This is a genomic window from Nakamurella sp. PAMC28650 (assembly GCF_014303395.1).
In the GTDB taxonomy this organism is placed as follows: Bacteria; Actinomycetota; Actinomycetes; order Mycobacteriales; family Nakamurellaceae; genus Nakamurella.
The window spans coordinates 4563445-4577621 of the sequence record NZ_CP060298.1 but is presented as its reverse complement, the minus strand read 5'-3'; the positions used below and the strand labels follow the sequence as shown (position 1 = coordinate 4577621).

At 67.6% G+C, this 14177-nt stretch carries 13 protein-coding genes and 1 tRNA gene; 11 read left to right on the top strand and 3 right to left on the bottom strand.

Features of this window, described 5'->3' with window-relative positions; translation table 11 throughout:
- Nucleotides 1-139 precede the first annotated feature (139 nt).
- The 9 genes from H7F38_RS20775 to H7F38_RS20735 all read left to right on the top strand — a co-directional run bounded on the left by H7F38_RS20775 (nt 140) and on the right by H7F38_RS20735 (nt 9007).
- On the top strand, nt 140-1216 hold the full coding sequence (locus tag H7F38_RS20775; protein ID WP_187091570.1) for an FKBP-type peptidyl-prolyl cis-trans isomerase: 1077 nt from the start codon (nt 140-142) through the stop codon (nt 1214-1216).
- Between the two features lie 142 nt (nt 1217-1358).
- On the top strand, nt 1359-2591 hold the full coding sequence (locus H7F38_RS20770; protein ID WP_187091569.1) for an inorganic phosphate transporter: 1233 nt from the start codon (nt 1359-1361) through the stop codon (nt 2589-2591).
- Between the two features lie 16 nt (nt 2592-2607).
- On the top strand, nt 2608-2871 hold the full coding sequence (locus H7F38_RS20765) for a hypothetical protein (protein WP_187091568.1): 264 nt from the start codon (nt 2608-2610) through the stop codon (nt 2869-2871).
- Nucleotides 2871-3494, top strand: a complete 624-nt coding sequence (locus tag H7F38_RS20760) for a DUF3349 domain-containing protein (protein ID WP_187091567.1) — start codon at nt 2871-2873, stop codon at nt 3492-3494. Before H7F38_RS20765 ends, H7F38_RS20760 begins: the two co-directional genes overlap by 1 nt.
- 52 nt (nt 3495-3546) lie before the next feature.
- The gene (locus H7F38_RS20755) at nt 3547-4476 is read left to right on the top strand and encodes a thioredoxin domain-containing protein (protein WP_187091566.1); all 930 of its coding nucleotides are present in this window, start codon (nt 3547-3549) and stop codon (nt 4474-4476) included.
- Between the two features lie 117 nt (nt 4477-4593).
- Nucleotides 4594-4666, top strand: a tRNA-Ala gene (locus tag H7F38_RS20750).
- A gap of 321 nt (nt 4667-4987) precedes the next feature.
- Nucleotides 4988-6724 carry a cytochrome c oxidase subunit I gene (gene ctaD / locus H7F38_RS20745; protein WP_187091565.1) on the top strand — a complete coding sequence of 579 codons (1737 nt, stop codon included), beginning with the start codon at nt 4988-4990 and terminating at the stop codon, nt 6722-6724.
- Nucleotides 6725-6859: 135 nt separating this feature from the next.
- Nucleotides 6860-8056 carry a phosphoserine phosphatase SerB gene (gene serB / locus H7F38_RS20740; RefSeq protein ID WP_187091564.1) on the top strand — a complete coding sequence of 399 codons (1197 nt, stop codon included), beginning with the start codon at nt 6860-6862 and terminating at the stop codon, nt 8054-8056.
- 171 nt (nt 8057-8227) lie between these two features.
- The gene (locus H7F38_RS20735) at nt 8228-9007 is read left to right on the top strand and encodes a peptidyl-tRNA hydrolase (RefSeq protein ID WP_187091563.1); all 780 of its coding nucleotides are present in this window, start codon (nt 8228-8230) and stop codon (nt 9005-9007) included.
- Nucleotides 9008-9059: 52 nt separating this feature from the next.
- On the opposite strand, the gene H7F38_RS20730 is transcribed toward H7F38_RS20735, so the two are convergent.
- From H7F38_RS20730 to H7F38_RS20720, 3 genes are all read right to left on the bottom strand, one after another.
- On the bottom strand, nt 9060-10991 hold the full coding sequence (locus tag H7F38_RS20730) for an alpha-amylase family protein (protein WP_187091562.1): 1932 nt from the start codon (nt 10989-10991) through the stop codon (nt 9060-9062).
- Nucleotides 10992-11188: 197 nt separating this feature from the next.
- Entirely contained in the window at nt 11189-11782 is a 594-nt protein-coding gene (locus H7F38_RS20725) for an isochorismatase family protein (RefSeq protein WP_187091561.1), read from the bottom strand.
- A 33-nt stretch (nt 11783-11815) separates the two neighbouring features.
- Complete coding sequence (locus H7F38_RS20720) at nt 11816-13099, bottom strand: nicotinate phosphoribosyltransferase (RefSeq protein WP_187091560.1); 1284 nt, start codon at nt 13097-13099, stop codon at nt 11816-11818.
- A 150-nt stretch (nt 13100-13249) separates the two neighbouring features.
- On the opposite strand from H7F38_RS20720, the gene clpS reads away from it, so the two are divergent.
- The gene (gene clpS, locus H7F38_RS20715) at nt 13250-13546 is read left to right on the top strand and encodes an ATP-dependent Clp protease adapter ClpS (RefSeq protein WP_187091559.1); all 297 of its coding nucleotides are present in this window, start codon (nt 13250-13252) and stop codon (nt 13544-13546) included.
- A complete protein-coding gene (locus H7F38_RS20710) occupies nt 13543-14100 on the top strand; it encodes a DUF2017 domain-containing protein (protein ID WP_187091558.1) in 558 nt (185 codons plus the stop codon). The genes clpS and H7F38_RS20710 overlap by 4 nt, the downstream gene beginning before the upstream one ends.
- Nucleotides 14101-14177: the final 77 nt, after the last annotated feature.

Genomic DNA, 14177 nt, shown 5'->3' with positions numbered 1-14177 from the left:
GGTGAACAGCTCGATTGCGTAGGGTGTCCAAGCCAGCCCGGAACCACCGGAAAGACAGCCATCCCGCCCACGGGCTCGCAGTAGGGCGCACCACCGATGTCGGGGGAGATCCCGACCGCCGAAAACCGAAGGATTCTCCATGCGCATCCGGGCCGTCATCGCCGCCCTTCCACTGCTGGTCCTCGCAGCCTGTGGATCGTCGTCGACCTCCACCGCCAGCAGCGACGCGCCTGCGTCCCTCTCCTCCGGTGCCGCTGCCTCCGGAGCCACCGGCGCCCCCGCATCGGGTTCGGTCAGCTCCAGCGCCGTCGCAGACCTGGGTCCGGCCGTCCCGGCAGCCACCGTCCTCGCCCCGGCCGTCGCGGCAGCGATGCTGCCGACGGCGACCGGCAAGTTCGGCGTCAAACCGGTGCTGACCTTCCCGAAGACGACCCCGCCGCCGTCGCTCCAGCGTCAGATCCTCACCAAGGGCACCGGGCCGGTCACGACCAAGGGCGACTACCTGACGACCAACTACTACGGCACCGTCTGGGGCAGCGCCACCGCCTTCGACAACTCCTACGACCGCAAGGCCACCAGCAGCTTCCAGATCGGCGAGGGCAAGGTCGTCCCCGGCTGGGACGTCGCACTGGTCGGCGTGAAGGTCGGCAGCCGGGTCCTGCTCAGCCTGCCGCCGGCCGACGGCTACGGCTCGGCCGGCGGGGCCAGCGGCAAGATCAAGGGCACCGACACGATCGTCTTCGTCGTCGACGTGGTGGCCAGGATCCCGCTCGACTCCACGGGTCAGACCGATGCGGTGCTGCAGCCGGCACCCAAGGGCGTGCCGTCGGTCACGGGGGCTCTGGGCAAGGAGCCGAAGATCACCATTCCGAAGGGACTCGCGCAGCCGAAGGCCAACGCGGTCTACGTCCTGGCCAGGGGCACCGGGGCCAAGGTCAAGGCCGGCACCGTCCTGGCCCAGCTGGTCGTCACCGACTTCACCCAGACGCAGACCCAGTCCACGTGGCCCAAGGCCGGCGCCTCGACCGCGGCGGCCAGTACATCGACGACCGGACTGCAGTCCATCACCGTCGACGCCACCGGTGCGCTCAAGGGTCTGGTCGGGGTGCCGCTGGGCAGCAGGGTCCTGGTGCTGGTCGCGGCCTCCACCAACCCCTCGACCGGGCAGGCCTCGTCCGCTGCGGTCGCCGTGGTGGACCTGGTCGCGCAGATCTGATCGGGCCCCGGGTCGCTCGGGGAACGGGTGTCGCCGGGTCGGTGAACAACGGATGACACTTGGTCGAACATTGCTCCTGACCAGCTGAAACAGGACCTCGGACGATGGACAGGGCCCGTCGTCGGCCACCATCATCCTGCTCATGACAGCAGAGACGATCATTCTGGTTCTGGTCGTGGGGACCGCCCTGGCCTTCGACTTCACCAATGGCTTCCACGACACCGGAAATGCCATGGCCACCTCGATCGCGACCGGTGCCCTGAAGCCCAAGGTCGCGGTGGCGCTCTCCGGCGTCCTGAACCTGGTCGGCGCCTTCCTGTCCGTGGAGGTCGCCAAGACGGTGGCCAAGGTGGTGAAGATCCAGGACTCCAAGGGCGCGCCGTTGCCGTTCTTCAACGAGGCGGGCGGCCACCACCTCCTGATCACGATCGTCTTCGCCGGCCTCGTCGGAGGCATCATCTGGAACCTGTCCACCTGGCTCCTCGGGCTGCCGTCGAGCTCCTCGCACGCGCTGTTCGGCGGTCTGATCGGCGCGGCCGTCGCCGGGCTCGGCTTCACCAGCGGGGTCAACTGGACCCTGGTGCTCACCAGCATCGTCATCCCGGCAGTGCTGTCACCGATCGTCGCCCTGTCGATCGCGGCCCTCGGCACCTCCCTGATCTACCGGATCACGGCGAACGTGCCCGGGGACAGTCGCGAGAAGGGCTTCCGCTGGGGCCAGATCGGTTCCGCATCGCTCGTGTCGCTGGCCCACGGAACCGGTGACGCCCAGAAGACGATGGGGGTGATCTTCCTCGCCCTGGTCGCCCACGGGTCACTGACCGCCTCCGGGGACATCCCGATCTGGGTCAAGGTCGCCTGTGCCGTGGCCATCGCCCTCGGCACGTACATCGGCGGCTGGCGGGTGATCCGCACCCTGGGCAAGGGACTGGTCGAGATCACCGCGCCGCAGGGAATGGCCGCAGAGGCGGCGTCTGCGGTCGTCATCCTGACGTCCTCGCACCTGGGTCTGGCCCTGTCCACCACGCATGTCGCGACAGGATCGATCCTGGGTACCGGGGTGGGTCGCAAGGGCGCCAAGGTCCGTTGGAACGTCGCCGGCCGGATGGCCGCCGGGTGGCTGGTCACGTTGCCGGCCGCCGCGGTCGTCGGTGGAGTCTGCTGGTGGCTCGCCGACCTGCTGAAGGGGCCGGCCGACGGGCTCTTCGGCATCCTGCTGGTGTTCGGCATCCTGGTGGCGGTCTCGTCGCTGATCTACGTGCGCTCGCGCCGGGCTCCGGTGCACGCCGACAACGTCAACGCCGAATGGGACGACTCCGGCTCGACCCCGGTCACCGATGAACCCATCGAACGCCGTACCTCCGCGTCGGTCTGAGAGAGAGCAGAAGATCATGGTCGTCCTCAACGCGATCAGCCCCATCTGGAAGGTCCTGCTCGTCGGCCTCGTCCTGGGATCCGGCCTGCCGGCCCTGTTCGCCCTCGGCATCCGCTCGTCGGCCGGAACGGTCGCAGCCGACGGCTCCATCACGCCGCCCCATCCCGCAGGACGCGCTGCCGCTGCGATCTGCTTCCTGATCATCGCCCTGGTGGTCGTCGCGGCCGTCGTCATCCTCGCCTCGTCGAAGGCGTTCCTGGCGAAGTTCGGCCTTTCCTGATGTCGACCGTGGAGGACAAGCCCGGTCTGATCGCCTCGGTGCTCCACTGGCTCCGCAAGGGCTATCCCGAAGGCGTCCCGCCCAAGGACTACTTCCCCTTGCTGGCGCTGTTGCGTCGTCGTCTGGATGACGCCGAACTGGACCAGATCGTCGACTTCCTGACCGGTCACGGCCAGGTCAGGACCGACCGGGCCGACGTGATGGCAGCGATCGAGAAGGTCGCCAACGAGGATCCGACCGACGAGGACGTCGCTCTGGTGGCGGCGCGCCTGGCCGCGGCCGGATGGCCACTGGCCGGGGCGTTCGACCGCCCGTCGGCGGAGAAGAAGTCGATGCAGCGGCCCGCGTTCCTGCGATCCATCCTCGGCTGGCTCCGGGAGGGCTACCCGCAGGGCGTCCCGCCGCAGGACTACATTCCGCTGCTGGCGCTCCTGCGGCGCCGGCTGACCGACGCCGAAACCGTCTGGGTGGCCAGGGAGATCCTGGCCGCCGGACAGGCCCCGGTCGGTGTGGCGGACATCGGCGTGCTGATCACCAGGATCACCGACGAGATGCCGTCGGAAAGTGATGTGGATCGCGTCCGCAGGCATCTCGAGGCGGCCGGCTGGTCGGTCACTCCCTAGATCCTCATCCGGGACCACTACCGTGTGGCTGGAAACGGCCGTACGAGAGCAGATGGCGGTCCCATCGACCCGCGTCGGGTGGCAGATCCTGCCTCCGGTGGAGGGCATCGTCGTGAGGAGTGCAGTGGCGCAGGGAAGGTCTCGCAAGGACGACTCGGATTCCGGCCGGAAGCCGGAGCGCGTCCGGAAGCCCGTGGTCGATCGCCGGATCCAGCCGCCACCGGGCTCCCGGCAGTCGGTCGCGGCGGCCAGGCAGACCAACGCCAGGTCCAACCGCACCCAGTTGTGGATCGGCGCGGTCGCGGTGGCCCTGATCGCGGTGGTGGTCGTGGTCGGTCTGGTGCTGAACCGCCAGGCCAACGCCTCGCCCGTCAGCGACCACCCGACCTCGACGAATTCCACCGCATCGGTCAGCGGCGGGATCATCACGGTGACCGGCGGCGCCCCGGCCCTCACGCTCGATCTCTACGAGGACGGCATCTGCCCGGCCTGCCAACAGTTCGAATCGCAGTACGGCCAACAGATCATGAAGGCGGTCGACGAGGGCAAACTGACCGTCCGCTACCACTTCATGAACTTCCTGAACAAGGAGTCCGCGTCCCACGACTACTCGACCAGGGCCGCGGCGGCCTTCGAATGCGTCGCGTCCGTCCCTGCCGGATCCGCACCCAAGGGCCTGTTCCTGAACTTCCACACCAGGATGTTCAGCTCGGGCACGCAGCCGGCGGAAGGGGGGTCGGCGGACCTCTCCAACGCCGACCTGGCCAAGATTGCGGTCCAACTCGGCGCCCCGCAGACCGCCTCGGCGTGCATCACCTCCGGTGCGTTCCTCACGCAGGCGCAGTCCACGGCCGATGCCGCCAAGGTCTCCCTGACGGCGGCCACCCCCACCGGCCAGGAGATCGCCACGCCCGCCGTCGTCAAGGACGGTGCGCTGTTGAACCTGAACTCCACCGATTGGCTGACCAAGCTGCTGGGCTGAACCCCGTGGGCAGGCCCGGTCAGCCGCCTGGGTGGGCCCCCCGCCGTCCTGATCAGGCGCGATGTCCCGATTAGGAGCTGCTCGGCCGGTCTTGGTAGTGTTGCCGAGCAGCTTCACGGGGCTGTGGCGCAGCTGGTAGCGCACCACACTGGCAGTGTGGGGGTCAGGGGTTCGAGTCCCCTCAGCTCCACCGTGAGCAGGCCCGCCGATCGGAATTTCTCCGGTCGGCGGGTCTTTTTGCATGTTGCTCCCGCTCGGGGCCGGACCGCTCCCCACGTCCTGGAGGGTTCCACCCGTCATGGACGAAGTGATGACTGCTGTCCACCGGGCCCGGTCGGCCGCCGTGCGTTCGAATTGCAGAGCTGCGAACGGCGGTTCCCGGCCTTCCGGCATCGTCTTCTACGCTTTGTCGGACTAAGCTCCAACAGTGTCGCCGGTCCCGTTCATGGGCCCGCCCGGTCCCGCTCGTGGGGCTGCGATGCCAGTGTGCCGAACTGCTGGAGGACCGCCCGTGACAGCCGTAGCCCCACGCCCCGTAGTGACCCGGGCGTACCCGGTGAACAAACTCCGTCCCGGAGTCGCCCTGTTGGGCTACCTGAAGACGACCGATCCCAAGACGCTGGGCAAGATGTACATCTGCACCGCGTTCTTCTTCTTCATGGTCGGTGGAGTGATGGCGCTGATCATGCGCGCCGAACTCGCCCGCCCGGGGATGCAGTTCCTCTCGAACGAGCAGTACAACCAGCTGTTCACGATGCACGGAACGATCATGCTGCTGTTCTATGCGACGGCCATCGTGTTCGGCTTCGCGAACTTCGTGCTCCCGTTGCAGATCGGTGCTCCCGACGTCGCCTTCCCGCGGCTCAACGCCTTCTCCTACTGGCTCTACCTGTTCGGGTCGACCATCGCCGTCTCCGGGTTCTTCACCCCCGGTGGCGCGGCCGCGTTCGGATGGACCGCCTACACGCCGCTGTCGAACTCGGTGAACTCGCCGGGTGCCGGTGGCGACCTGTGGATCATGGGCCTGGCCGTCTCCGGCCTCGGCACCATCCTCGGCGGCGTCAACATGATCACCACGGTGGTCTGCCTCCGTGCCCCGGGCATGACGATGTGGCGCCTGCCGATCTTCACCTGGAACATCCTGGTGACCTCGATCCTGATCCTGATCGCCTTCCCGGTGCTCACGGCGGCGTTGTTCGGACTGGCGGCCGATAGACACTTCGGCTCCCATGTCTTCGACCCGGCCAACGGTGGGGCGATCCTGTTCCAGCACCTGTTCTGGTTCTTCGGTCATCCGGAGGTCTACATCATCGCGTTGCCGTTCTTCGGCATCGTCTCCGAGGTGTTCCCGGTCTTCTCCCGGAAACCGCTGTTCGGCTACCGGGGATTGATCTACGCGACACTGTCGATCGCCGCGTTGTCGGTCGCGGTGTGGGCGCATCACATGTTCGCCACCGGCGCCGTCCTGCTGCCGTTCTTCTCCTTCATGACGTTCCTGATCGCCGTCCCCACCGGTCTGAAGTTCTTCAACTGGATCGGCACCATGTGGAAGGGGCAGATCACCTTCGAGACCCCGATGCTGTTCGCCTGCGGGTTCCTGGTGACCTTCCTGTTCGGTGGTCTGACGGGCGTCATCCTTGCCTCCCCGGCGCTCGACTTCCACGTCTCCGACTCGTATTTCGTCGTGGCGCACTTCCACTACGTCCTGTTCGGGACCATCGTCTTCGCCACCTTCTCCGGGATCTACTTTTGGTTCCCGAAGATGACCGGCCGCTTCCTGGACGAGGGGTTGGGCAAGTTCCACTTCTGGACCACGTTCTTTGGGTTCCACCTGACGTTCCTGGTGCAGCACTGGCTCGGCAACATGGGCATGCCGCGTCGTTACCCGGACTATCTGCCGTCCGACGGGTTCACCACGCTGAACACCATCTCGACGATCGGCTCTTTCATCCTCGGCGCCTCGACCCTGCCTTTCATCTGGAATGTCTTCCGGTCGTTGCGCTATGGCGAGGTCACCACCGCGGACGACCCGTGGGGCTACGGAAACTCGCTCGAGTGGGCCACCAGCTCGCCGCCGCCACGGCACAACTTCACCTCGCTGCCGCGGATCCGGTCCGAGCGGCCTGCCTTCGAGTTGCACCACCCGCACATGCTCGAACGAATGCGCACCGAAGCCCATCCGAGCCGCGACTGGCAACCGCTGCAGGAACTGGAGTCCAGCGACCATCTGGGCATACCGAACGCCTGATCTTTCGCGTCACATCACGAGGCCCGCACCGCGCCCAGGCGCAGTGCGGGCCTCGTTCTGTGTTGGAATGGCATGCGCAGCATCAACTTTTCGTGCACGTCCGTGCGCGCCGAATCTCTCGAAGGGTTCCCGGTCATGGCCTCCGTGCTGATCACCGTCGGCGGTCCGGACAAGCCGGGAGTGACGGGTGTCCTGTTCACCGCGTTGGCCGCCCACCACGTCGAGGTGCTGGACGTCGATCAGGTCGTCATCCGTGGTGCGCTGACGCTCGGCGTGCTCGTGCACACCGCGGGCGATCCCGAAGCCCTGCAGGAGCAGGTCGAGCAGTCGATGCATTCCCTCGGGATGAGGGTCGCCGTGGCCATCGACCGGGCCGGCGACACCGAACGGCGCTCGGCCACCCACACGGTGGTCGTCCTGGGACGGCCGTTGCAGGCCAGGGCCATCGGCGCGCTGGCGAGAACCTTCGGTGACGTCGGGGTGAACATCGAGACCATCACCCGGATCGCCGACTACCCGGTCACCGGGCTGGAGTTGTCGGTCTCCGCTCCCGACGACGAAAGGCTCCGCGCCGTCGTCGCGGCGGTCGCAACGAAGGCCGGGGTCGACATCGCTGTGCAGCGGGCCGGTCTGGCCCGTCGGGCCAAGCGCCTGATCGTCTTCGACGTCGACTCGACCCTGATCACCGGCGAGGTGATCGAGATGCTGGCCGATCACACCGGAACCCGCACGCGGGTCGAGGAGATCACGGCCGCCGCGATGCGCGGGGAACTCGACTTCGCCGCCTCGCTCCGGGAACGGGTCGCGATGCTCGAGGGTCTGGATGCTGCCGTGCTGGACGAGGTCGGGGCATCCCTCGAGCTGACCCCCGGGGCCAGGACCACCATCCGGACGTTGAAGCGGCTGGGCTACAAGTGTGGGATCGTCTCCGGCGGTTTCACCCAGGTGGCGGCCCACCTGGTCCGGGAACTCGATCTGGACTTCGTCGCCGCGAACACCCTGGAGGTCGTCGACGGGCGGCTGACCGGCCGCGTCGAGGGCGAGATCGTCGACCGCGCCGGCAAGGCCAGGGCTCTGGAGCGGTTCGCGGCCGAGTGCGGCGTGCCGCTGAATCAGACGGTGGCCGTCGGGGACGGGGCCAACGACATCGACATGCTGACCACCGCGGGGCTGGGGATCGCGTTCAACGCGAAGCCGCTGGTCGCCGATGCTGCGGATACCGCCCTGAACCAACCGTTCCTGGACCCGGTGCTGTTCATCCTGGGCATCACCCGCGAGGAGGTCGAGGAGGCCGACGCCGCCGACGGCCACCTGCGTCGTGTCCCGCTCTAACCCTCGCCTCCCCGGCCTGGGTCTGATCCTGGATGGGCTGGGCCCGGGTTGGGCAGGGCCCGGGTTGGCGTGGATCAACTTCGCAGGCATGGATGAACTTGATTACTTCTGTCCCACCGGTCCCAAATTCGCGATTTTGATCCATGCAGGACGCCGCAGAAGGATTCCGAGATGACCGGTGAAGTGCTCGCGCCGCTCCTGGTGCGCTACGGGTACTGGCTGGGGCTGGACGACGACGAGGTGCTGGCCGATCGGGAAGAGGCGGCCGAGGACATCCGAGCGCTGCAATTGATCCTGCGGATGGAACGCGATCGGCCGCCGTCCTGGCACACCGCCCTTGCGCTCGCCGCTAGTGCCAGTGCTGCAATCTGTCTCGACCCACGCGCGGAGCCAGGCGGGGAGTGGTACGACGCCGTCCGGGATTACTGCGCCGGACACATCCGCAAGGTCACCCGCCGCGCGCGTGGTTCGCAATGGGTTGCTACCGCCGACCTTCCGGGCCTCACGCTGTCCGCGGGCGACACCGAGATCCGTGCACTGGTGCCCGGCCGGGTGCAGGATCTGGACAAGCGGATCAGCAAGCTGCAGGTCGGGGGGACCGATGTCGCCGCGGACGAGTTGATCACCCCTCCACCTGCGGACGCTCTGCAGATCTGGCTCCCTCCGTCACCGATCATGACGCTGGGCAAGGCGATGGCACAGACGGGTCACGCGGGAATGATCGCGGCGGCCCTCCTGACGGCAGACCAGCCGCGGCTGCACCGATGGCTCCGAGCGGGTCTGCTCTGCTCGGTCCGCCGGGCGGACGTCGCTACCTGGTCGTCGTTGTCCCGGACGATCGCCGATGACGGTTCCGCGTGGGCGGAGGAACATCTGCTGGCCGTTCGTGACGCCGGATTCACCGAGGTGGCGCCGGGAACGGTGACCGCCATCGCAAAGGTCGGTTGGTAAAGCAGCTTCGAGGCTCCGTTCCAGGGCCTCACCTGTCCGACCGACCCGCCTTTCAGTTCGCGATGATCCACCGGGCGGCGTAGGGCGCGAGCCAGACCATGTCGTCGGCGCCGATCTGCACCGCCTCGCCCGAGATCTGATCCACACCCGCACCCAATCCGAGGGCTCGCAGGCGATCACCCGGCCACGACCGCCAGCTGTCGGTGACGTTGTAGAGCTCCAGCAGGCTGCCGAGTGGATGACGACGCAGCACCGGGAGTACGCCCGGATCGGACAGGTCCGGAATCTCGGACGCCACCGACGCGTGCAGGTGCGGAAGATTCGAGCGCACGCGGACGAGGTGCGTCAGGACCTCGAACATCCGGCCGGCGACCGTACCCCGCTCGCCGCGCAGAGACGCGACTTCCCAGGGCATACGCGGCCGGTGGACCCAGCGGTTGTCCGACTCGTGGCCGGTCTCCTCCGCCCACCCGGGGTCGTTGGTCAGGGCCAGTTCGTCACCCATCCAGATCACCGGAATTCCGCCCCACCCCAATACCATTGCGTAGGCGACGAAGAGCCGGCCGATCACCAGGTCGACCGCGTGACCGTTCTCGGACTCCAGCGCAGCTTCCAGACCGACCAGACTGGCAGCCATTCCGCTGATCCGACGGTCTCCCGTTTCCGGATTGTATTGGAAAACAAGACCTCTCGCCGTAGACCCGGGCAAAGTACCGGAATAGTACTCGGAAAGAAAATTTCGGTGGCCCGGACCCGAGAGACCGACCGCCGCCGCATCGGCGTCATCGATCGCCCACCCGATGTCGTCATGGCATCGCAGGTACGTCACCCAGGCCGTGGTGCTGGGGGCGAGTGGAAGGCCGCGCAGTGCGTGTGCCGCGAGCGTGACGTCCCGTGCCGCCAGCATCGACCAGATCTGCACCATCAAGCTGTTGTGGTAGGCGATATCGCTGACCTTGCCGTAATGACGGCCCTCGCCCAGGTATCGCACCAGGTCGGCCGGGCCGACGATCGCCTCCGCCTTGAAATTGACTGCAGGACAGGCGATCTTGGCAACCGCTCGCAGCGCCTGGGTGATGGCATGCACTTCGGGCTGATTCTGCGAATCCGTACCCAGGCGTTTGAACATGAATGCGATTGCATCCAGACGCAGCACCTGGACCCCCAGGTTGGCCAGGAACAAGATGATCTCGGCGTATTCATGGAAGACGTCAGGATTGGTCCATCTCACGTCCCATTGAAACGAGTTGAATGTGGTCCAGACCCAGGATTGCAGCTGTTCGTCGAACGTGAAATTGCCCGGCGCGAAATCCGGGAAGACCTCGGGCAGCGTTCGCTCGTAGGCATCGGGCATGGTGCGATCGGGAAAGACGTAGAAGTACTCCTGATAGTGGGTGTCCCCCTGCTGTGCCCTCACGGCCCATTCGTGTTCGCGGGCAACGTGGTTGAGCACCAGATCGAGCACCAGGCTGATGCCGGCCCGTCGCAGTTCGGTGGCCAGGTCCTTCAGGTCGGCGACGGTTCCGAGGTCCTCCCGCACGGTCCGGTAGTCGGCGACGGCGTATCCACCGTCGCTGTCACCGGGGCGTGGACGAAGAAGCGGCATCAGGTGCAGATACGTGACCCCGAGTTCTCGGAGGTAGGGAATTTTCTCCCCGACGCCGGCAATGGTGTCGCCGAACCGGTCGGCGTACGCGGCGTAGCCCAGCATCTCCGGCGACTGGAACCAGTCAGGGCTCAGCGTTCGTTCTTCGTCGAGGAGGCGCAACTCGGGATCACGGTCCAGGAAGGCCCCGGCCGCCAGACGGATCAGGCGCTCGCTCAGGTCGTCGGTCTCACTGGGGGAGTAGACCTCGGCCAGGCCCTCGTAGAGGTCCTCCCACCATCGGTCCAGTCGGACGGCGAAAGTCTCCTGCAGATGACGGGCCTGCCCGTGGAGCGCCTCGGCGGCGATGGACTGGGCGGACCCAGGAGCGTGGCGCATCGGGATATTCTCGCCCAAGCCTGGGCACCCGTCGAACGCAGGCCGTCAGGTCGCCGCCGCGGCTGTGGCGGCTCCCGCATGGATCAACTTCCCCGATTTGGGACGGGAGGGACAGAAGTCGCCACTTTCGTCCATGCCTGCGAAGTTGATCCACGCGGAAACCGGGAGCCACGCAGAAACCGGGAGCCAGGAAGGGATCAGTCGGTGACGGTGACCCCGGCAGCGCGCATCGCGGCGACGGCAGCCTCGGCGTCGCCGGGTTGGAGCTCGACGAACCTGGTCAGCGAGAGCGGGACGGTGGTGCGGTAGCCGAGGGCGACGCCGTCGATCGCGGTGGCCTTGACGCACCAGTCGCCAGCGAGCCCGACGACCGTGATGGCCATGATGCCGTTCTCGTCCAGGATCGTCGATAGCTCGGTGCCGGACGTCCGACCGGTCTCCAGATCGAGCACCGAGAAACCGGAGTAGCCGTCCTCGGGACCGGAACCCTTGCGGACCACCGGTCCTTCGACCGGCAGCCCGGGCATCAGAGCGGCGCCCGGCGTGTCCATCACGCAGTGGACCGGCCAGAGCCCGCCGTCGACAGCGAAGTGCGGCGTGTGTTCCGGGTGCCAGTCCTGGGTGTAGACGACCAGCCCGCCGGCCGCGACCGTGCCCCGGATCCGTTCGACGATCCCGGGCAGTGTCTGCTCGCCGCCCTTCACGTAGAGCGACCCGGACGGGTCGGCGAAATCGTGCTGCACGTCCACCACGATCAGGGCGGTGGTGGAGTCGAAACTATCGGTGGCCATTGCGTTCTCCGTAGAACAGATCAGGGGGACAGGTCAATTGCCCGGCATCGTGGTGGGGATCGCCGGGTCGCCGTGGGAGAGCTTGAGCCCCTCCCACGGCAGGGAGACGAGAGCATCGGCCAACCGTCGGCGGGCGTCGCTCAGGGTCTGGCTCTCCAACGCGATTCCGGCCCGCACCAGCGGCACCGGCAGGATCCGGTCGCCGTCCTGCTGCTCGGGAGCCGGACCGGCCAGCAGGTAGACGAGCTCCTCGGTGGCGGTGCCGGTGCTGCGATGCCGGCGCAGCGCTCCCTTCGCCCCGCCGCTCGACCGCTTGTTCTGGCTGCGCTTGGCCACCGGCCGGCCGTCGACCTCGACCATCTTGTAGACCATTCCGGCCGTCGGAGCACCCGAGCCGGTGACGAGCGAGGTGCCGACACCGTAGACGTCCACCGGTTCGGCCCGGAGCGCGGCGATCGCGTACTCGTCGAGGTCGCCGGACAGCACCACCTTCGTGTGGGTGGCGCCGAGGGAATCCAGCTGGTCGCGGGCGGCCCTGGCCAGCACCCCCAGGTCTCCGGAGTCGATGCGGACGGCGCCCAGGTCGGTGCCGACGACCTCGATCGCGGTGGCGATCCCCCGGGTGATGTCGTAGGTGTCCACCAGCAAGGTGGTGCCGACGCCCAGCGAGGCCGCCTGGGCGGCGAAGGCCTCGGCCTCTGTGTCGTGCAACAGGGTGAAGGCATGCGCTGCGGTGCCGGCGGTCGGGATGCCGTAGCGGCGACCGGCCTCCAGGTTGGACGTCGCGGTGAACCCGGCGATGTAGGCGGCCCGTGCCGCCGCGACCGCGGACCGCTCGTGTGTCCGGCGGGAGCCCATCTCGATGGTCGTCCGACCACCGGCCGCCGAGCTCATCCGGGCGGCCGCGGAGGCGATGGCACAGTCGTGGTTGAGGATCGAGAGGATCACCGTCTCCAGGATGACGGCGGAGCCGAAACTGCCGGTCACCGACATCACCGGCGAGTCCGGGAAGAACAACTCGCCCTCGGGGTAGCCGTCGATGTCCCCGTCGAATCTCCAGGCGGCCAGGTGATCCAGCGTCGGGCGATCCAGGATCGGCTCCAGGTGCGCCAGAACCGAGGAGTCGAAACGGAACTCCGCGACGGCGTCGAGTACCCGCGCGGTACCGGCCACCACTCCGTAGCGCCGACCGTTCGGCAGTCGCCGGGCGAACACCTCGAAGGTGCACCTCCGGCCCGCACTCCCGTCGGCCAGCGCCGCCTGCAGCATCGTCAGCTCGTACTGGTCGGTGAGCAGCGCGGTGGAGGGGGTCGTCATCCCGGCAGCCTAACGATCGTGACCGGCCGGACCTCGAATGGCGAGCAGCTCCGGATCCATCGGATCCCTGTGCTCGGGGTTCCGGGGCGGTCGCGGCCGCAGAGGTGGTGAGCGAGGGCGCAGAAGCGGGAACCGCCGTGCCACACTGGTTTGGTGACCAGTAGTGCGCCGACCACGCAGGAAACGACCGACGTCCAGGACGTCACGCTTCCGGACGCGCCCTGGGTGACGATCGTCTGGAACGACCCGGTGAACCTGATGTCCTACGTCACCTACGTGTTCCAGAAGATGCTCGGCCACCCACGTCCGAAGGCCGAGAAGCTGATGATGGACGTGCACCAGAAGGGCCGGGCGACGGTATCGGTCGGGACCCGCGATGCCATGGAGGCCGACGTGCTCAAGCTGCAGGGGGCGGGTCTGTGGGCCACCCTGGCCCAGGACAAGTGACCCGCTCCAAGATGCGCCTGTTCGCAAGGAGGTTCGGTCGGTACAGCGCCGTCTTCGAGCGGGAGGAGGCCACGTTGATCTCCGATCTGGTGGATCAGGTCCGCCAGATGCTCGCCGGTCGACGGGCCGAGTCCTCCGCCGATCCGCTCGCCCGGATGACCGGAATGGTGCTGGCCCCCGGCACACCGCCGACCGACCCCGCGCTGGCCAGGCTGCTGCCGGATTTCCACGCCAGCGACACCGAACTGGCCGCCGGTATCCGGATGCTCCGCGAACCCGATCTGATCGCGATGAAGGACGCTTCCGCCGTCACGCTGCTGGACTCGCTGCCCCGGGGCGGCGGCGCCGTCCATCTGGACGCCGAGACTGCGCAGGCCTGGGTCTCGACGCTGAACGACGTCCGGCTGGCGCTCGGCGTGCGCCTGGACATCAAGGACGACGACTACGAGCCGCCGGCCGACGCCGACCCGGAGGGAATGCAGATGGCGATCTTCGCCACATATCGCTGGCTCTCGGCGGTGCAGGACTCGCTGGTCACGGCACTGCTGGACTGAGATCGACCTGGGCCGGGGGTGACGGGAAGGGTCGCCGCACCGGACGTCGATAGGCTGTCGGACGTGCTGCGCATCCC

Bases quoted from the DNA above. Each gene is read 5' to 3' on its own strand.
- H7F38_RS20775 (WP_187091570.1), top strand. From the start codon at position 140: ATGCGCATCCGGGCCGTCATCGCCGCCCTTCCACTGCTGGTCCTCGCA.
- H7F38_RS20770 (WP_187091569.1), top strand. From the start codon at position 1,359: ATGACAGCAGAGACGATCATTCTGGTTCTGGTCGTGGGGACCGCCCTG.
- H7F38_RS20765 (WP_187091568.1), top strand. From the start codon at position 2,608: ATGGTCGTCCTCAACGCGATCAGCCCCATCTGGAAGGTCCTGCTCGTC.
- H7F38_RS20760 (WP_187091567.1), top strand. From the start codon at position 2,871: ATGTCGACCGTGGAGGACAAGCCCGGTCTGATCGCCTCGGTGCTCCAC.
- H7F38_RS20755 (WP_187091566.1), top strand. From the start codon at position 3,547: ATGGCGGTCCCATCGACCCGCGTCGGGTGGCAGATCCTGCCTCCGGTG.
- serB (WP_187091564.1), top strand. From the start codon at position 6,860: ATGGCCTCCGTGCTGATCACCGTCGGCGGTCCGGACAAGCCGGGAGTG.
- H7F38_RS20735 (WP_187091563.1), top strand. From the start codon at position 8,228: ATGACCGGTGAAGTGCTCGCGCCGCTCCTGGTGCGCTACGGGTACTGG.
- H7F38_RS20730 (WP_187091562.1), bottom strand. From the start codon at position 10,991: ATGCGCCACGCTCCTGGGTCCGCCCAGTCCATCGCCGCCGAGGCGCTC.
- H7F38_RS20725 (WP_187091561.1), bottom strand. From the start codon at position 11,782: ATGGCCACCGATAGTTTCGACTCCACCACCGCCCTGATCGTGGTGGAC.
- H7F38_RS20720 (WP_187091560.1), bottom strand. From the start codon at position 13,099: ATGACGACCCCCTCCACCGCGCTGCTCACCGACCAGTACGAGCTGACG.